Source organism: Streptomyces sp. NPDC005303 (assembly GCF_040607335.1).
In the GTDB taxonomy this organism is placed as follows: Bacteria; Actinomycetota; Actinomycetes; order Streptomycetales; family Streptomycetaceae; genus Streptomyces.
Genome location: NZ_JBEXGM010000044.1, coordinates 1 through 17,816 on the forward strand (window position 1 = coordinate 1; position 17,816 = coordinate 17,816).

The 17,816-nt window shown below is 69.7% G+C and carries 13 protein-coding genes and 2 pseudogenes; 11 read left to right on the forward strand and 4 right to left on the reverse strand.

Annotated features, from left to right (window positions below; all coding sequences use genetic code 11):
- The first annotated feature begins 191 nt into the window (after positions 1–191).
- The 8 genes and pseudogenes from ABZT93_RS36505 (at position 192) to ABZT93_RS36540 (ending at position 9,407) form a co-directional block, all read left to right on the forward strand.
- Positions 192–425, forward strand: coding sequence for a hypothetical protein (locus ABZT93_RS36505; protein ID WP_356112776.1), 234 nt, complete (start codon positions 192–194; stop codon positions 423–425).
- A 247-nt stretch (positions 426–672) separates the two neighbouring features.
- On the forward strand, positions 673–1,362 hold the full coding sequence (mtrA, locus tag ABZT93_RS36510) for a two-component system response regulator MtrA (protein ID WP_187281934.1): 690 nt from the start codon (positions 673–675) through the stop codon (positions 1,360–1,362).
- 1 nt (position 1,363) lies between these two features.
- Entirely contained in the window at positions 1,364–3,433 is a 2,070-nt protein-coding gene (gene mtrB, locus ABZT93_RS36515; protein WP_356112778.1) for an MtrAB system histidine kinase MtrB, read from the forward strand.
- A complete protein-coding gene (locus ABZT93_RS36520; RefSeq protein ID WP_356112780.1) occupies positions 3,423–5,267 on the forward strand; it encodes an LpqB family beta-propeller domain-containing protein in 1,845 nt (614 codons plus the stop codon). The genes mtrB and ABZT93_RS36520 overlap by 11 nt, the downstream gene beginning before the upstream one ends.
- Before the next feature lie 305 nt (positions 5,268–5,572).
- A pseudogene (locus tag ABZT93_RS36525) lies at positions 5,573–5,863 on the forward strand (ComF family protein); the annotation flags it as partial.
- Between the two features lie 741 nt (positions 5,864–6,604).
- Positions 6,605–6,931: pseudogene (locus ABZT93_RS36530) on the forward strand (ComF family protein); the annotation flags it as partial.
- 834 nt (positions 6,932–7,765) lie between these two features.
- Complete coding sequence (raiA, locus tag ABZT93_RS36535; protein WP_356112782.1) at positions 7,766–8,458, forward strand: ribosome-associated translation inhibitor RaiA; 693 nt, start codon at positions 7,766–7,768, stop codon at positions 8,456–8,458.
- 202 nt (positions 8,459–8,660) lie between these two features.
- Positions 8,661–9,407 carry a response regulator transcription factor gene (locus ABZT93_RS36540; protein ID WP_356112784.1) on the forward strand — a complete coding sequence of 249 codons (747 nt, stop codon included), beginning with the start codon at positions 8,661–8,663 and terminating at the stop codon, positions 9,405–9,407.
- Positions 9,408–9,419: 12 nt separating this feature from the next.
- On the opposite strand, the gene ABZT93_RS36545 is transcribed toward ABZT93_RS36540, so the two are convergent.
- A complete protein-coding gene (locus ABZT93_RS36545) occupies positions 9,420–10,604 on the reverse strand; it encodes a crosslink repair DNA glycosylase YcaQ family protein (protein ID WP_356112786.1) in 1,185 nt (394 codons plus the stop codon).
- A gap of 50 nt (positions 10,605–10,654) precedes the next feature.
- Positions 10,655–11,227: a GNAT family N-acetyltransferase gene (locus ABZT93_RS36550; RefSeq protein ID WP_356112788.1), complete on the reverse strand. Its 573-nt coding sequence runs from the start codon at positions 11,225–11,227 to the stop codon at positions 10,655–10,657.
- 271 nt (positions 11,228–11,498) lie between these two features.
- Here ABZT93_RS36550 and secA point away from each other — a divergent pair, with 271 nt between their 5' ends.
- Positions 11,499–14,339: a preprotein translocase subunit SecA gene (gene secA, locus ABZT93_RS36555; RefSeq protein ID WP_356112790.1), complete on the forward strand. Its 2,841-nt coding sequence runs from the start codon at positions 11,499–11,501 to the stop codon at positions 14,337–14,339.
- Between the two features lie 146 nt (positions 14,340–14,485).
- Here secA and ABZT93_RS36560 read toward each other — a convergent pair whose 3' ends face one another.
- The gene (locus ABZT93_RS36560; RefSeq protein WP_356112792.1) at positions 14,486–15,331 is read right to left on the reverse strand and encodes an Rv3235 family protein; all 846 of its coding nucleotides are present in this window, start codon (positions 15,329–15,331) and stop codon (positions 14,486–14,488) included.
- 318 nt (positions 15,332–15,649) lie between these two features.
- Here ABZT93_RS36560 and ABZT93_RS36565 point away from each other — a divergent pair, with 318 nt between their 5' ends.
- Both ABZT93_RS36565 and ABZT93_RS36570 read left to right on the forward strand, forming a co-directional pair.
- Positions 15,650–16,165, forward strand: a complete 516-nt coding sequence (locus ABZT93_RS36565) for a hypothetical protein (RefSeq protein ID WP_356112794.1) — start codon at positions 15,650–15,652, stop codon at positions 16,163–16,165.
- Between the two features lie 88 nt (positions 16,166–16,253).
- Positions 16,254–16,919: an HAD hydrolase-like protein gene (locus ABZT93_RS36570; RefSeq protein ID WP_356021712.1), complete on the forward strand. Its 666-nt coding sequence runs from the start codon at positions 16,254–16,256 to the stop codon at positions 16,917–16,919.
- A gap of 52 nt (positions 16,920–16,971) precedes the next feature.
- On the opposite strand, the gene ABZT93_RS36575 is transcribed toward ABZT93_RS36570, so the two are convergent.
- On the reverse strand, positions 16,972–17,538 hold the full coding sequence (locus ABZT93_RS36575; protein WP_356112796.1) for a DJ-1/PfpI family protein: 567 nt from the start codon (positions 17,536–17,538) through the stop codon (positions 16,972–16,974).
- Between the last annotated feature and the right edge of the window lie 278 nt (positions 17,539–17,816).

The window sequence follows — 17,816 nt, forward strand, 5'->3', positions numbered from 1 at the left end:
GTCGTGCTTTAACGGGCAGGTCCACAGACTGCCCGACGCGCCGGAAGCTTACGGGGCCATGATCACTCCCCCCAAAGCAGCTCCCGGCCAAAGTCGCTCCGCCGACCGTGCACCCAGGCGCCCCCTTTGTGCTCCTGCACCACGCCGTACAGGAACGGTAGTTCGGGTAAGACGCGCTCGGGAGGTGTCACATGTCAGGTGAGCTGTTTGGGGAGCTTGCGGGCGGCTTCGCGAAGCGTCTCGGGGAAGAGAGCGCATCCGCCCTCTTCGAATGGATCAAGCTTTCGGAGAATCGGGAAAAGGTAAAGAAGGTAGCCGTGATCACAGCGACATGCGCAGCAGTGCTGGCTGGCGGGTTTCTGGTCGTAAGCGCTCTCGCTGTCGCCCCGGTCGAGGTCGTGGGCATCGTGGTGTACGTCATCTAAGAGGGCGGGGTGACAATCGGGGCTCCGGCTACGGCCGGGGCCCTTTGTTACGCGTGTGGATCTTCGGCATCAGTTACCCAAGGTACCAACCTGTCACTGTGCGTCACCCCAAGAGGGTCGGTGAGCTGACATCCATGGCTGACATCAACAGCAGCGGACGCGGGCAGACAGTGACGCTCCAGTACGACTAAGGTCACTGGTCGGTGAGCTGTCTCACCTCTGCCTTCACCAATGTTACGAGAATGGGATGATGTCGTTTATGAAGGGACGAGTCCTTGTCGTCGACGACGACACCGCACTTGCCGAGATGCTGGGCATTGTGCTGCGTGGTGAAGGTTTTGAGCCGTCTTTCGTAGCCGACGGTGACAAGGCGCTGGCGGCGTTCCGGGAGGCCAAGCCGGATCTGGTGCTGCTGGACCTGATGCTGCCCGGGCGGGACGGTATCGAGGTGTGCCGTCTGATCAGGGCGGAGTCCGGGGTGCCGATCGTGATGCTGACGGCCAAGAGCGACACCGTCGACGTCGTCGTGGGCCTGGAGTCCGGCGCCGACGACTACATCGTGAAGCCGTTCAAGCCGAAGGAGCTCGTGGCCCGGATCCGGGCGCGGCTGCGGAGGTCGGAGGAGCCGGCTCCCGAGCAGCTCGCCATCGGTGACCTGGTCATCGACGTGGCCGGCCACTCCGTGAAGCGGGAAGGGCAGTCGATCGCGCTGACGCCTCTCGAGTTCGACCTGCTGGTCGCGCTCGCGCGCAAGCCGTGGCAGGTGTTCACGCGTGAGGTGCTGCTCGAGCAGGTGTGGGGTTACCGTCACGCCGCCGACACCCGGCTCGTCAATGTGCATGTGCAGCGGCTGCGCTCCAAGGTCGAGAAGGACCCGGAGCGCCCCGAGATCGTGGTGACCGTCCGTGGTGTGGGGTACAAGGCAGGACCCAGCTGACATGTCCGGAGACAGCGCCGCTTCGTCACCCGGGCGGACCGGGGCGGATGCGGGGCGGCCTGTCGGGCGGACGAAGGCCCGTTCCCGCTGGGGACGGTTCCTGGAGGGCGGGCTGCTCCAGGGCGGGGTCCAGGGCAGCCCGGTCCTGAGGCTCTTCATGCGCTGGGTGCGCCGGCCGCTGCTGCCCGTGATGCGGCTGTGGCGGCGCAACATCCAGCTCAAGGTCGTCGCCACGACCCTGCTGATGTCGCTCGGCGTGGTCCTCCTGTTGGGCTTCGTCGTCATCGGGCAGGTGCGCAACGGCCTCCTCGACGCCAAGGTGAAGGCCTCCCAGAGCCAGGCCACCGGCGGGTTCGCGGTGGCCAAGCAGAAGGCGGAGGAGGCCGACGCCGGGACCGACGACACGGCTCCGGCCGACGGTCAGTCCGACCAGTTCGTCATCGAGTGGATGAGCAACCTCGTCTACTCGCTCTCCAGTGGCGGTCAGGGCGCCTTCGACGTGGTGACGCTGCCCGTGGGCGGGGACAGCGGGAGCGGGCGCGGGCCGCGTGCCTCGGGCGACGTCGACCCGACGGCCAGCGTCCCGGAGGCTCTGCGCGAGAAGATCGACGAGAATACGACGGCAGCTCAGAGCTACACCCGTATCGTCTACGACCCCTACCAGGAGCCCCAGCCGGCCCTGGTCATCGGTAAGCAGGTCAACGACCCCAACGGCGACCCGTACCAGCTGTACTACCTCTTCCCGCTCACCCAGGAGGAGAAGTCGCTCAGCCTGGTCAAGGGCACCCTGGCGACCGCCGGGCTCTTCGTCGTCGTACTCCTCGGAGCCATCGCCTGGCTGGTGGTGCGGCAGGTCGTCACGCCGGTACGGATGGCGGCCGGGATCGCCGAGCGGCTGTCCGCCGGGCGGCTGCAGGAGCGGATGAAGGTCACCGGTGAGGACGACATCGCGCGACTCGGTGAGGCCTTCAACAAGATGGCGCAGAACCTCCAGTTGAAGATCCAGCAGCTGGAGGACCTGTCACGGATGCAGCGGCGGTTCGTGTCGGACGTGTCGCACGAGCTGCGGACGCCGTTGACGACCGTGCGGATGGCCGCCGACGTCATCCATGACGCGCGCGAGGACTTCGACCCGATGACCGCGCGGTCGGCCGAACTGCTCGCGGATCAGCTGGACCGCTTCGAGACACTGCTCGCGGACCTGCTGGAGATCAGCCGGTTCGATGCGGGTGCGGCGGCGCTGGAGGCCGAGCCGATAGACCTCAGGGAGGTCGTGCGGCGGGTCGTCAGCGGGGCCGAGCCACTGGCCGAGCGCAAGGGCACGACGGTCCGGATCGTGGGCGATCAGCAGCCCGTGGTCGCCGAGGCCGACGCCCGGCGGGTGGAGCGGGTGCTGCGCAATCTCGTCGTCAACGCCGTGGAGCACGGCGAGGGCAGGGATGTCGTGGTCAAGCTGGCGTCGGCGGGCGGGGCGGTCGCGATCGCGGTACGCGACTACGGGGTCGGGCTCAAGCCCGGCGAGGCCACGCGCGTGTTCAGCCGCTTCTGGCGGGCCGACCCGGCACGCGCGCGTACGACCGGCGGGACGGGCCTCGGGCTGTCCATCGCCCTGGAGGACGCGCGGCTGCACGGCGGCTGGCTCCAGGCATGGGGTGAGCCGGGCGGCGGTTCGCAGTTCCGGCTGACCCTGCCCAGGACGGCCGACGAGCCGCTGAGGGGCTCGCCGATACCGCTGGAGCCCAAGGATTCGCGGCGCAACCGTGGGCTCGATGACGCAGGCCTGCCGCGTGGAGGCGGTGACAAGGCGGCCACCGTGCCGGTCCAGCCGAAGGGCGACAAGGCGACCGCGCGGGACCCGATAGCGCCCCGGGAGGGTGCGGTGACCCCTACGGCCGATCCGACGGCGTTGCCCGGCAACGGCGCGCGCGTGGTGCCCCGGCCGACATCGAGTGCGCGACGGCCGGACGGCGCGTCCGGCGGTGACACGTCCGGCGGGGAGACCGCGAGCCGCCCGGACGCCGGGTCGCCGGAGTCGTACGAACAGCAGGGGGAGGCATCCCGTGGTCGCTGACCGCGAGAGGAGCGGCCGGCGCACGCCGGGACGCGCGGCGGCGTACGTCGCCTGTGGTGTCGTACTGCTGGCGGGGTGTGCCTCCATGCCGGACAGCGGGGATCTGCGCGGGGTGGACTCCACACCGCGGCAGGACACGCCGGTGCGGGTCTTCGCGATGCCGCCGCAGGAGGACGCCGAGCCCACGGACATCGTGCAGGGCTTTCTCGAGGCGCTCACCAGCGACGATCCGAACTACGAGACGGCCCGCAAGTACCTGACACCGAGCGCGGCGAAGCAGTGGCAGCCGGGGCTGTCCACCACGGTGCTCGACGACGGGCCCGGTGCCGACGTGGTGCCGCCCGCGGACCGGCAGCAGACCGACGACAGGTCGTTCACGCTGGTCGGCACCAGGGTGGCCGTGGTGGATGAGCAGCAGTCGTATTCGCCGGCCCCGGGGGAGTACCGGGAGACCGTGCACCTCGTGCAGGACAAGAAGACGAAGCAGTGGCGCATCGACAGCCCTCCGCGGGGTGTCGTCATGGGAAAGTCGGACTTCCAGCGGAACTACGTGTCCGTCAACAAGTACTACTTCGCTTCGAACACCAGGGCGGTGACGGCTCCGCAGACCGTCGCGGTCGCCGACCCCGTGTATGTGCGTGAGCGCGTGGACCCCATGACGCAGTTGGTGCGGTCCCTGCTCAGCGGGCCGACGAGCTGGCTCGACCCCGTCGTCAGGACGAGTTTTCCCACCGGCACGGCCCTCAGGAGCGGCGTCTCCTCGCTGGCTCCCGACGACCGGAGCACGCTGACGGTGCCACTCAACAACAAGGCCAGGAACGTCGGTTCGGACCAGTGCAAGGCGATGGCGGCCCAGCTGCTGTTCACCGTGCAGAATCTCACCCCCGCCGTGGATGACGTCGAACTGCAGGCGGGCGGCACGCAGCTGTGCACCGCGGCAGAGAGAGACGCCGAAGGGGAGGCCACGCGCGGTTCGGTCACGAGCCCCGAATTCCTGTACTTCGTCAACGGCGAGCACCGTCTGGTACGGGTCTCCGCCGCGGCGGACGGCAGCGGTACCAGGGCCGAGCCGGTACCGGTGCCCGGAGCGCTGGGCGACGGCGACAAGGAACTGCGGTCGGTGGCCGTCTCGCGGGACGAGCACACGGCGGCCGGTGTCGGCATCGACCGCAAGGCGCTGTACGTCGGGTCGCTGGTGTCGGGCGGGTCGCTCGGGGAGCCGGTGCTGGTCAGCAGCGGCAAGACGGCCGAGGACCGGCTGACCACGCCGAGCTGGGACACCGAGGGCGACCTTTGGGTGGCCGACCGGAACCCCGCCGATCCACGGCTGCTGCTGTTCAAGGAAGGTGCGGGCAAGCCGCTGGAGGTGGAGACTCCCGGCCTGGACGGGCGTATCAAGGACCTGCGGGTGGGCGCCGACGGTGTGCGGATCGCGCTTGTCGTGGAGAAGGGCGGCAAGCAGTCGCTGTTCATCGGGCGGATCGAGCGGGAGGGCAAGGCCGGGGACCCGCAGAGCGTCTCCGTGCGGGAACTGCGCTCCACGACACCGGATCTGGAGGAGGTCACGACCATGTCGTGGGCCGGCGACAGCAGGCTCGTGGTGGTCGGGCGCGAGCAGGGTGGTGTGCAGCAGACGCGGTACGTCCAGGTCGACGGCTCCACTCCGGAGGGGCCGCCGCCGGCCGCGCTCACCGGCGTGAAGGAGATCGCGGCGTCCGAGGACGACGAGATGCCCTTGGTGGCCTACTCGGAGGACGGGATCGTACGTCTGCCGTCCGGGGCGCAGTGGCAGAAGGTGGACGCGGACGGGACGGCGCCGGTCTATCCGGGATGAGGTGACGGGACGGCGCTGTCGGGAGCGGCCGCTTTTGCCGGGGTGAGGCCCTGGTGGGGGTGGCCGCTTTTGTCGTGGCACGGGTGGGGGATTTGCGGCTGGGCGGACAGGCCGGGATTCGCTGGGTGGGGCGGGTCGGAATCGTCGTACGGGAGCGTATTCGCAGGTTGTGTTCGGCCGACCGGTTAGCTGTATAGGGCCGGCATTTGTGGTGGGAACGGTTGTTCGTGTCAGGGCCGGGGTTTTCCACAGGGGGTTATCCACAGGGGTGGCCGGTCGGCTTCGGCATCGGCACAGTGGTGGGCATGCGGGGGTGGTGGCAGGACCTCACTGATCTGGTGCTGCCGGCCGAGTGCGGAGGCTGCGGGAAGCCTCGCACGGTGCTCTGTCCGGAGTGCCGTGCCGCCCTGGACGGGGCCGCGCCGAGCCGGGTGCGACCGGTGCCGGAGCCGCCCGGACTGCCGGTCGTCTACGCGGCGGCTCGGTACGCGGACGCGGTACGGGCTGTGTTGCTGGCCCACAAGGAGAGAGGGGCGCTGGGCCTCGCGGGGCCGCTCGGGACGGCTTTGGCGGGGGCTGTGTGGGCGGGCGTGCGGGAGATGTGTGAACCGGGGTGTGAGCGGCCGGCGCCGGGTTGGTCTCGGCGGGCCTGGGAGGGGGGTTGTGGAGCTTCGGCCGGGCCCGGTGGGGAGTTGGAGGGGGAGCCCGCTGAGCGGGTGGCGGTCGGCCTTGTCGCGGCACGGGCTGGTGGCGTGGGTGCGCCTGTTCGGTGGGCCGGTTCGCCTGTCAGCGGGGCCGGTGGGGTGGGGACGTCGGTGGGCCGGGTCGGTGAGGCGGCGACGTCTGCGGCCTGTGCCGGTGGGGTCGGGCGGTCGTGGGCGGCCAGCGGGACAGGCGGATCGGCTTTGGCTGGAGGCGGGGGCGCGGCTGGTGTAGAGGCCTTGCGAGGGGGCGGAGAGGTGCCGGGTGCGGAGGTCTGGGCCAGAGGGAGTGGCGGGCCAGGTGCGGAGGTCCTGGGCGGGGGTGGCTCCGCGCCAGGTGCAGATGGTTCGGGCCGGAGTGGCCAGGCGGCAGGTGTGGGTGGCTCGGGCGGGGGTGGCTCCGCGGCCGGTCCAAATGGCTTGGGCGGGGGTGGCCAGACGGCAGGTGTAGGCGCCTTGGGCAGCGACGGCGCCAGCGATGTGTGGTCTGCAGAGGGTCTGGCAGCGGGTTGCGTACCGGGTGGTGCGGCCTTGGCCGGAGCTGGGGTGTCAGGTGGTGAGGCGCCTGCCGTGGTCGGTGGGTCGCAGTCGGGTGCGCTCGGCGGTGGCAGATGGACCGGGGAGGGGATCGGTGTGCCGGTGTTGCTCGTTCCCGTGCCTTCCGCGCGGCGGGCGGTTCGGGCTCGGGGGCATGATCCGGCGCGGCGGATCGCGCTCGCGGCGGCGGGGGAGCTGCGGCGGGCGGGGATGCGGGCGCGGGTGGTGGCCGTACTGCGACAGGGGCGGGGGGTGGCCGACCAGGCGGGGCTCAACTCCCGGCAGCGGCTGGACAATCTCGCGGGCGCGCTGACCGTGGTTCCCGGTGGCGGTCGGCTCCTGGCCGAAGGGCTGGTCGTGCTCGTCGACGACCTGATGACGACGGGCGCGTCCCTGACCGAGGCGGCGCGGGCTGTGCGAGAGGCGAGGGCTCGGGAGAGCCGGGAGGGGTCGGCTCGGGAGAACCGGGCAGCGAGCGCTCGGGAGAACCTCGCGCACCGCGGTGAACGGATGCCCACCCGACCCCGTGATCAACGGCAACAGCGCGGAGGAGAGCGCAGTGGGCGGCGGCCTATGGAGACGGGTACCGGGGCTGATGATCGACGGTCCGAAGCGGGTACACGGCAGGGGCATCGGCGGCCGGGGGCACTGGGACAGCCTGTTCGAGGGCAGCGGGGAACGGAGGGGCGTCATGGCGAACGGTGGCAGGACAGCGGTGGGAGCCGTGGTGGACGAATGGTGGCCGGATGCGGCGATGAACGGGCGGGCCTCGTGTACACCGCTGCAACTCGGGAAGGCATGGGGGAACGGATGATCGCAGTGACGGAGGAGGACACGGGCCCCGAGCACTGCCTGGCGACAACGCCGGGCGCAGGTCGCGTTCGTGACGTGATCTGCGCGGCAGTGGTCGCGGCGTCGCCGGATTCTTTCGAAATAAACCGGAACTGACTGTGTAGTTGCATCGTTGCAGGTTACGAGAGGGTCAATTCACCTGAACGGAGGTACGCCGCAGTAGAGGGTGACGACATCCGTCCAGGCGAGATATGTTCGGTTGTGAGAGAAAGGCGCAGGCCACACCTCGCAAATCCGAATGCCGTGCCCGCGGGATTTCCACCATCACCCGCGACGGTGGAATGGGGATCTTGCCCGCGGGGGAGGAGGTGGACGTCACCGAGTCCGCGGTTCCGGGGCTGACCGGAGCCTGGTGCAAAAGGGAGATGCTCCGCATCGACGCGGAGCGATCCGGGAACGGAGTTCTGCGTGGACATCGTCGTCAAGGGCCGCAAGACCGAGGTGCCCGAGCGGTTCCGCAAGCACGTGGCCGAGAAGCTGAAGCTGGAGAAGATCCAGAAGCTCGATGGCAAGGTGATCAGCCTCGACGTCGAGGTGTCCAAGGAGCCGAACCCCCGACAGGCCGACCGCTGTGACCGAGTGGAGATCACGCTCCGCTCCCGCGGTCCGGTGATCCGGGCGGAAGCGGCAGCCAGCGACCCGTACGCGGCACTCGACCTGGCGGCGGAGAAGCTGGACGCCCGGCTGCGCAAGGAACACGACAAGCGCCACACACGCAGGGGCGCAGGGCGGCTCACGGCTGCTGAGGTGGCCGACCACGTTCCGGACGCGGCGACGCTCAACGGCAACGGCCACCCCGTCCACGAGGAAGAGTCGGACGGCGTGCCCACCAAGAAGATCGGCTCGCTGGAGATCAAGGGTGAAGGCCCCCTCGTCGTCCGTGAGAAGACCCACGTCGCCTCTCCGATGACCCTCGACCAGGCGCTCTACGAGATGGAGCTGGTCGGGCACGACTTCTATCTGTTCGTCGACTCCGAGACCAAGGAACCGAGTGTCGTCTACCGGCGGCACGCCTACGACTACGGCGTCATCCACCTGAGCACGGACCCGATGGTCGCCCGGGCGCACTCTCCCGCGGCCGGCGACACGACGGGCAGCTGACCCTCCCGGATGACAGCTGAGCGGGTGCCCCTGGAGCGCGTGTGCGCCCCCAGGGGCACCCGCGTGCAACCACTTCGCGCCCCGCTCTGTCACCTCACTGTCGTCCGGGCATGGAATCATGGGCCCACCGGCCCAACCGGTGGGTCGTTGCCTTGGGTTGGCGATGGCACAGGACCAGCCACAGCCTTCAGGGGGAGGAACGATGGCGGACAGCTTCGGACCGCTGCACGGCGATGACGCCGGTGATGGCGTTGTCGGCATGGGCGCGGACGCGGGCTCTCCACGCAAGGAGCCGATCCGGGTTCTCGTCGTGGACGACCACGCACTCTTCCGGCGCGGCCTGGAGATCGTGCTCGCCGCCGAGGAGGACATCCAGGTCGTGGGGGAGGCGGGTGACGGCGCCGAGGCCGTAGACAAGGCCGCCGACCTGCTGCCGGACATCGTTCTGATGGACGTGCGAATGCCCAAGCGGGGCGGGATCGAGGCCTGCACCTCCATCAAGGAAGTGGCACCCAGCGCCAAGATCATCATGTTGACGATCAGCGATGAGGAAGCCGACCTCTACGACGCGATCAAGGCGGGCGCGACCGGATATCTCCTCAAGGAAATCTCCACGGACGAGGTGGCCACCGCCATTCGCGCGGTGGCCGACGGGCAGTCGCAGATCAGTCCTTCCATGGCGTCGAAACTGCTCACCGAGTTCAAGTCGATGATCCAGCGGACGGACGAGCGCCGTCTCGTGCCCGCCCCGCGGCTGACCGACCGTGAGCTGGAAGTCCTCAAGCTCGTCGCCACCGGGATGAACAACCGCGATATCGCGAAGGAGTTGTTCATCTCCGAGAACACCGTGAAGAACCATGTGCGCAACATCCTGGAGAAGCTCCAGCTGCACTCCAGGATGGAGGCCGTGGTCTACGCGATGCGGGAGAAGATCCTCGAGATCCGCTGATCCGGCTCCCGGTCAGCGCAGGGCCGCCGACAGAGCCCGGATCACCTCCTTGGCAAGCGGCTCGCGCAGATCCGGCGCGTCCACCCGCTCCACCCGTATGTCCGTGCAGTCCACCCAGCTCGCCGCTTCGACCAGGGCCTGGGCCACCGCCGGGACCGCCTTCGGGCCGTCCAGAGTGACCTGCCGGGCCACCAGCGTGCCCCCTTCCCGGGCCGGGTCCACGCGGCCGACGAGACGGCCACCGGCCAGCACCGGCATCGCGAAGTAGCCGTAGACCCGTTTGGGCTTGGGGACGTACGCCTCCAGGCGGTGGGTGAAGCCGAAGATCCGCTCCGTGCGCGCGCGTTCCCAGATCAGGGAGTCGAACGGGGACAGCAAAGTGGTGCGGTGGCGGCCGCGCGGAGGCGTCTCCAGGGCCGTGGGGTCGGCCCAGGCAGGCTTGCCCCAGCCCTCGACCGTCACCGGCACCAGGCCCGAGTCGGCGATCACCGCGTCCACCTGGTCACCCTTGAGACGGTGATAGTCGGCGATGTCCGCGCGGGTGCCGACGCCCAGCGACTGGCCGGCGAGACGGACCAGGCGGCGCAGGCACTCGGCGTCGTCCAACTCGTCGTGGAGCAGATCGGCGGGGACGGCGCGCTCGGCGAGGTCGTACACACGCTTCCAGCCGCGGCGCTCCACGCAGACCACCTCGCCGTACATCAGGGCGCGCTCGACGGCGACCTTGGTGCCGGACCAGTCCCACCACTCGCTGGTCTTCTTCGCGCCGCCCAACTCCGTGGCGGTGAGGGGTCCTTCGGTGCGGAGCTGCTTGATGACCTGGTCATAGGTGCCGTCCGGGAGCTGGTGGTTCCAGTGCGGGCGGCTGCGGTAGGCGCGGCGGCGGAAGGCGAAGTGGGGCCATTCCTCGATGGGGAGGATGCACGCCGCGTGCGACCAGTACTCAAAAGCATGTGTGTCGGTCCAGTAGGCGCGCTCCACCTTCTTGCGGCCCACCGCGCCGAGCCTGGCGTACGGGATCAGCTCGTGGGAGCGGGCGAGGACCGAGATGGTGTCGAGCTGAACCGCGCCGAGGTGACGGAGGACGCCGCGGACTCCGGCCCGGCGGTCGGGGGTGCCGAGGAAGCCCTGGGCGCGCAGCACGATGCGGCGGGCCTCGTCGGCCGAGAGGTCGGTGGTGGGAGGCGCAGTCGTCATGGGTCCGAACGATAGAGGCCGGTACTGACAATGCGAGATGACCTGCGGATCTACGGGGCTGCGGGGAGGTACTGCAACGTCGACGGCAGGCCCAGGTCCGAGGGCAGCAGCGCACCCACCCAGCAGTCCCGGCGTACACCCTGGTGGGCGATGCCGGAGCGCAGGACGCCCTCGATGACGAAACCGGCCCGCTCCGCCACCGCGCGGGAGGGCCGGTTGCCCACTTCCGCGCGCCACTCCACGCGGTCGACGGACAGCTCGGTGAACGCCCAGCGGGAGGCGGCGAGTACGGCCTCGGTGACGTAACCGTGGCCGCGGTGTTCCTTGGTGGCCCAGTAGCCGATCTCGGCCGTGCCCGGCGAGCGCATGGTCAGCCCCAGCATGCCCAGCAGGTCCTCCCCTTCGGGGAGGAAGAGGCCCCAGGTGAACATCGTGCCGTTCGCCCAGCCTGCCGGGGCCAGCTGCTCCGTGAAGCTCTGGGCGTGCTCCACCAGGTAGGGCGAGGGGATCGTGGTCCAGCGCAGGATGTCGGGGTCCTGCACGGCCGCGAGGACGGTCTGGGTGTCCTGTTGGGCGGGGGCGCGCAGCAGGAGACGGTCCGTGGTCAGCGTGACGGGTTCCATCGGCCGATTCTGCTCAGGTGTTCGGTGAGGACGCCATCATTTTTGCTGTGAGTGAGCGAGCGATCACAATTAGCGCAATTCGTGAGCGGGGCGCGGCACCATCGGCGTTCCCCGCCCGTTGTCCCCTTTGAAGCAGATTTGAAGGAGCTGACAGTCGGCGTACCCGGCAGGCCTCCCGACGTGGCGGGGTCCTCGCATACGATGGCCGTTGCTCAGTAAGTCAAATGGAAACCGACCGTCCCAGGCCCGACCGGCAAGGAGACCAACCCCCGTGTCCGTCCTCTCGAAGATCATGCGTGCAGGCGAAGGCAAGATCCTGCGCAAGCTGCACCGCATCGCGGACCAGGTCAACTCCATCGAAGAGGACTTCATCGACCTCTCCGACGCCGAGCTGCGGGCCCTCACCGAGGAGTACAAGCAGCGGTACGCCGACGGTGAGAGCCTGGACGACCTGATGCCCGAGGCGTTCGCCACCGTGCGCGAGGCCGCCAAGCGCGCGCTGGGCCAGCGCCACTACGACGTGCAGATCATGGGCGGCGCCGCCCTCCACCTCGGCTATGTCGCCGAGATGAAGACCGGTGAGGGCAAGACGCTCGTCGGCACGCTGCCCGCGTACCTGAACGCGCTGTCCGGCAAGGGCGTCCACCTCATCACGGTCAACGACTACCTGGCCGAGCGCGACTCCGAGATGATGGGCCGCGTCCACAAGTTCCTGGGCCTCGAGGTCGGTTGCATCCTCGCCAACATGACGCCGGCCCAGCGCCGCGCGCAGTACGCGTGTGACATCACGTACGGCACGAACAACGAATTCGGGTTCGACTACCTGCGCGACAACATGGCGTGGTCCCAGGACGAACTGGTCCAGCGCGGCCACAACTTCGCCATCGTCGACGAGGTCGACTCCATCCTGGTCGACGAGGCCCGTACGCCGCTGATCATCTCCGGTCCGGCCGACCAGGCCACCAAGTGGTACGGCGACTTCGCCAAGCTGGTCACCCGCCTGAAGAAGGGCGAGGCCGGCAACCCGCTCAAGGGCATCGAGGAGACCGGCGACTACGAGGTCGACGAGAAGAAGCGCACGGTCGCCATCCACGAGTCCGGTGTCAGCAAGGTCGAGGACTGGCTGGGCATCGACAACCTCTACGAGTCGGTGAACACCCCTCTGGTGGGCTACCTGAACAACGCCATCAAGGCGAAGGAGCTCTTCAAGAAGGACAAGGACTACGTCGTCATGGACGGCGAAGTCATGATCGTCGACGAGCACACCGGCCGTATCCTCGCCGGCCGCCGCTACAACGAGGGCATGCACCAGGCGATCGAGGCGAAGGAAGGGGTGGACATCAAGGACGAGAACCAGACCCTCGCCACGATCACCCTCCAGAACTTCTTCCGCCTCTACAAGCGCCACGACCACAACGGCAAGGAACAGCCGGGCCTCTGCGGCATGACCGGTACGGCGATGACCGAGGCCGCCGAGTTCCACCAGATCTACAAGCTCGGCGTCGTCCCGATCCCGACCAACCGGCCCATGGTCCGCAAGGACCAGTCGGACCTGATCTACCGCACCGAGGTCGCGAAGTTCGAGGCGGTCGTCGACGACATCGTCGAGAAGCACGAGAAGGGCCAGCCGATCCTGGTCGGCACGACGTCGGTCGAGAAGTCCGAGTACCTCTCGCAGCAGCTGAGCAAGCGCGGTGTCCAGCACGAGGTGCTGAACGCCAAGCAGCACGACCGAGAGGCGATCATCGTCGCCCAGGCCGGCCGCAAGGGTGCCGTCACCGTCGCCACGAACATGGCCGGCCGCGGTACCGACATCAAGCTCGGCGGCAACCCCGAGGACCTCGCCGAGGCGGAGCTGCGTCAGCGCGGCCTCGACCCCGAGGAGCACATCGAGGAGTGGGCCGCGGCTCTGCCGGCCGCCCTGGAGAAGGCCGAGCGGGCGGTCAAGGCGGAGTTCGAGGAGGTCAAGGAGCTCGGCGGCCTCTACGTCCTCGGTACCGAGCGGCACGAGTCGCGCCGTATCGACAACCAGCTGCGTGGTCGTTCCGGCCGTCAGGGCGACCCCGGCGAGTCCCGCTTCTACCTCTCCCTGGGCGACGACCTGATGCGGCTGTTCAAGGCCCAGATGGTCGAGCGCGTGATGTCGATGGCGAACGTCCCGGACGACGTCCCGATCGAGAACAAGATGGTCACGCGCGCGATCGCGTCCGCGCAGTCGCAGGTCGAGCAGCAGAACTTCGAGACTCGTAAGAACGTCCTGAAGTACGACGAGGTCCTCAACCGCCAGCGCGAGGTCATCTACGGCGAGCGTCGCCGCGTCCTGGAGGGCGAGGACCTGCAGGAGCAGGTCGTGCACTTCATGGACGACACGATCGACGCGTACATCGCGGCGGAGACCGCCGAGGGCTTCGCGGAGGACTGGGACCTCGACCGGCTGTGGGGCGCGTTCAAGCAGCTCTACCCGGTGAAGATCACCGTCGAGGAGCTGGAGGAGGCGGCGGGCGACCGCGCGGGCCTGACCGCCGAGTACATCTCCGAGTCGATCAAGGACGACATCCACGAGCAGTACGAGGCGCGTGAGGCGCAGCTCGGCTCCGAGATCATGCGTGAGCTGGAGCGCCGGGTCGTGCTGTCGGTCCTGGACCGCAAGTGGCGCGAGCACCTCTACGAGATGGACTACCTCCAGGAGGGCATCGGCCTGCGGGCGATGGCCCAGAAGGACCCGCTGGTCGAGTACCAGCGAGAGGGCTTCGACATGTTCACCGCCATGATGGAGGGCATCAAGGAGGAGTCCGTCGGCTACCTGTTCAACCTGGAGGTCCAGGTCGAGCAGCAGGTCGAGGAGGTCCCGGTCGAGGACGAGAAGCCGTCCCTCGCCAAGCAGGACTCCGTTCCGGCGCAGGCCGGCTCGCGTCCCGAGATCCGCGCGAAGGGGCTCGACGCCCCGCAGCGCCGGGATCTGCACTTCTCCGCGCCGACGGTGGACGGCGAGGGCGGTGTCATCGAGGGCGAGTTCGCCGACGACGACGAGCCCGTGCGCTCCGAGGCGGACGGCCTCACGCGCGCGGAGCGGCGCAAGCAGTCCCGTGCTCGGGGGCGGCGCAAGAAGTAGCGCCCACGGCGCGTTGGTCGCCGTAGCGGTGGGTTGTGACGGTGCCTGGGGCGCCGTGGCACAGGAAGGGCCGGTCACCTTGGGGTGGCCGGCCCTTCGGCATGCGGGGGATTCGCGGGTTCTGCCCGTGGGCTTCTCCGGGCCTGTCAGTCGTCGTCCGGACGCGGAGCCCGGGGGCCGCCCAGTTCGACCGCCGTACAGCGCCAGCGCAGATCCTGGCCCTGTTCCAGGCGGAAGGCCATGGCGCGCAGCTGGTCGCCGGCGCCGATGCGCGCGAAGGCCTCCAGGGCGCCCTGGCGGGGAACGTAGTAGCCGATGTCCCGGACGACGGGGCGGGTGCCGCGGGTGCGCAGCGGGCCGCGCTCGGCGAGCCGGGCCAGCTCGTCGTAGGCGCGGCCCGCGGTGTGCCGGAGCATCGAGTGGACGGGGCGTTGGCCGCTCAGCACGGCGAGGAGAAGGTCGGCGAAGAGGTCGGTGGGGCGGGGCTGGGGGGCCAGGGGGCGGCGCGGGGTCTGGGCCGGGACGGCCGCCGGGGTGGTTGCGGGGGAGGCTGTGCCGCGGGCTGCGGGGCCTGAGACGGGGGTGTACGGCCTGGCCGTGGCCCCATCGGAAGGTGCTGCTGCGGAAAGTGCTGCTGCCGCGTGGGTGAGGACGGCGGTGCGCGTCGCGGTGGAGGCGCCGCGTGTGCCGGTGGGGGCGCCATGTGTGCCGGTGGGGGTGCCGCCCGCGCTGGTCGTCGTGGCGCCGGGCCCGGTGCTGCGGTGCGCGGCTCCGGTGGTCGTCTCCTTCGGACCTGGGATGTTCTGCGGGCGGCTGTCCGAGGGGCCCGTACCGGCGCGGGGGCCGGTACCGGGGGATCCCGGTGGGCGGCCGTCGCCCGGTGCCGTGCGGGTGGTGCTGCCGCCGGGAGTGCGGGGCGGTGTGCCGCCCGGGCGGCGGGAGTCGCGGCGGGCCGGCGGGCGGGCGCCGGGGTGGTGCTGGGTCCTGGTCATGACCTTGTTCATGGGATCCCCGTTCTGCGAGCCCGGAAGTACCGGGCAGTAACTTCTGCTTGGGGATCTTGTACGGGGCCATGGACCCCGGCGGCAAGGAAGGCGCGGGCCGGATCGGGCTGCCGGAATGTTCACCTATCAGGGTGATCGGAGGGGGCGGAGACCTGCGGATCCGGGGGCGGAGCGGGTGAATTCCGGGCCCGGGGTGGACGCCGTACGAGGCCTGGGCAAGGACTCGAAAGGGGACGCCCGCACGTATCCTGAAGGCCTTCGCGGAGCCCCTCCGATGATGTTCTCCGACCACGAAAGCGGCCAGTCATGCGCGTCTACGTCCCCCTGACCCTCTCCGGTCTCGCCGAGGCGTACAAGACGGGTGAGCTGGGGGCCGGACCGCTCCTCGCCTACGCCGTCACGCCCGCCCTGCGCGAGTGGTACCTCTCCGACGACATCGAGGAGCTGGAGTACGCCGCGCTGAACCGGGCCGCGCTGGCCTCGCTGCGGTTGCTCGCCGCGGACGCCGGGGCCGTGCGGCGCCGTGTCGTGGTCGCCGTCGACGTGGCCGACGGGGCGGCGGTCGCCGACCCGGACCGGGCGCTGGATCCGGCGGCGCTCGGTGAGGTGCGGGTCGCCGGGACGGTGAAGCTGGCCAAGGCGGCCGCGGTGCACGTCGACTCCGACGACGCGGAGGAGGACGTCACCGCCGCCGTGGACGCGCTGGCGGCGGCGGACGCGGGGGACGACGACGCGCAGTTCGTCGTGGACGGGGCCGAGGACCACGAGCTGATGTGGTACGCGACGCAGGAGATCCCCAACCTGGTGGGGCTGGGCGGCTGAGCCCGGTTTCCGTGGTGCCGGGGCGTGGTCTTGCCGGCTGTGACCTGCCGGTCTCTTGATTGTCAGTGGGGGCGGGTACGTTTTTGGCATGGGGAAGCTGACAGGGGCGCACATCGTCTGGGACTGGAACGGCACGCTGTTCCACGACAACGACGCGATCATCGGGGCGACGAACGCGGCGTTCGGCGAGCTGGGGCTCGCGCCGATCACGATGGAGCAGTACCGGGCGCTGTACTGCGTGCCGGTGCCGAAGTTCTACGAGCGACTGCTCGGCCGACTGCCCACCGACGCCGAGTGGGAGGTCATGGACGAGACCTTCCACCGGTACTACGCCGAGCACCGGGTGGGGTGCGGGCTCACCGAGGGAGCGGTGGAGCTGCTCATGGGGTGGCGGTCCGCCGGCCGCAGCCAGTCGATCCTCAGCATGTATGTGCATGACGAGCTGGTGCCGTTGGTGCGGGGATTCGGGATCGAGGCGCACTTCCTGCGGGTGGACGGGCGCACGGGACCGTCCGGCGGGAGCAAGGCGGAGCACATGGAGCGGCATCTCGCCGCGCTGGTGGGGGTGGAGGCGGCCCGGACCGTGGTGATCGGGGACGCCGCGGACGACGCGGTGGCCGCGATGCGGGTGGGGGCACGGGCCGTGCTGTACACCGGCGGGTCGCACAGCCGGGCCAGCCTCGAGGGGGTCGGGGTGCCCGTGGTGGACACCTTGGCGGAGGCGGTCGCGGAGGCTGAGCGAATAGCCGCGTGACGGTTCGCGTCAGCTCCGCGACCCCGGAAGGGCGTCAGGCGCGCCCCCTCGGCTAGGTCACCGGTGCCTTCGCCCTCAGCACCGTCAAGAACTCCCGCATCCAGCCCGGGTGGTCCGGCCAGGCGCGGGAGGAGACCAGAGTGCCGTCGACCACCACCTCGGTGTCCTGGAAGGCCGCGCCGGCGGTCTGCATGTCGGGTTCCAGGGCTGGATAGGCCGTGACCCGGCGGCCGCGGAGGCTGTCGATCGCGGCGGTGAGCAAGGGGCCGTGGCAGATCTGGGCGACCGGCTTGTCCGCGTCGAAGAACGACTTGAGGATCTTGCGGAGCTCGGGGTCGTTGCGCAGGTACTCGGGGGCGCGGCCGCCGGGGATGACGAGAGCGGCGTACTGACCGGCGTCGACCTCGGCGAAGGCCAGGTCGGCGGGCCAGGTGTAGCCGGGTTTCTCGGTGTAGGTGTCGAAGCCGGGTTCGAAGTCGTGGACGACGAACCGGAGCTGTTTGCGGGTGGGGGCCGCGATATGGACGTCGTAGCCCTCCTCGCGGAGGCGCTGGTAGGGGTACAGGACCTCCAGTGATTCTGCTGCGTCACCGGTGACGATGAGGATTTTTGCGGTCATATCGGCAAAGTGCACCGCAGAAGCGTCCTTGCCAAGGGGGCGCGCGAGGGGAGGGAAGAAGGTCATGGCCTGGATGCGGCGCAGGCACTGTGCAGAGTGTCAAATTTCCACCCCTGGTTTTGTACACATACGGCTCATGACGGCCCCCCTGTGAGGAGCGATAGCCTTGTGGCGTGATCAGCGCGATAGTTCGCGGGGGCGCTGTGGCCCCCGCCCCGCGTCCGGTGCGCACGGAACATCTCCGTGGCCGGGCGGCGGCCGCTGGTCCTCGCGGGCGG

Bases quoted from the DNA above. Each gene is read 5' to 3' on its own strand.
- ABZT93_RS36505 (WP_356112776.1), top strand. From the start codon at position 192: ATGTCAGGTGAGCTGTTTGGGGAGCTTGCGGGCGGCTTCGCGAAGCGT.
- mtrA (WP_187281934.1), top strand. From the start codon at position 673: ATGATGTCGTTTATGAAGGGACGAGTCCTTGTCGTCGACGACGACACC.
- mtrB (WP_356112778.1), top strand. From the start codon at position 1,364: ATGTCCGGAGACAGCGCCGCTTCGTCACCCGGGCGGACCGGGGCGGAT.
- ABZT93_RS36540 (WP_356112784.1), top strand. From the start codon at position 8,661: ATGGCGGACAGCTTCGGACCGCTGCACGGCGATGACGCCGGTGATGGC.
- ABZT93_RS36545 (WP_356112786.1), bottom strand. From the start codon at position 10,604: ATGACGACTGCGCCTCCCACCACCGACCTCTCGGCCGACGAGGCCCGC.
- ABZT93_RS36550 (WP_356112788.1), bottom strand. From the start codon at position 11,227: ATGGAACCCGTCACGCTGACCACGGACCGTCTCCTGCTGCGCGCCCCC.
- ABZT93_RS36560 (WP_356112792.1), bottom strand. From the start codon at position 15,331: ATGACCAGGACCCAGCACCACCCCGGCGCCCGCCCGCCGGCCCGCCGC.
- ABZT93_RS36565 (WP_356112794.1), top strand. From the start codon at position 15,650: ATGCGCGTCTACGTCCCCCTGACCCTCTCCGGTCTCGCCGAGGCGTAC.
- ABZT93_RS36570 (WP_356021712.1), top strand. From the start codon at position 16,254: ATGGGGAAGCTGACAGGGGCGCACATCGTCTGGGACTGGAACGGCACG.
- ABZT93_RS36575 (WP_356112796.1), bottom strand. From the start codon at position 17,538: ATGACCGCAAAAATCCTCATCGTCACCGGTGACGCAGCAGAATCACTG.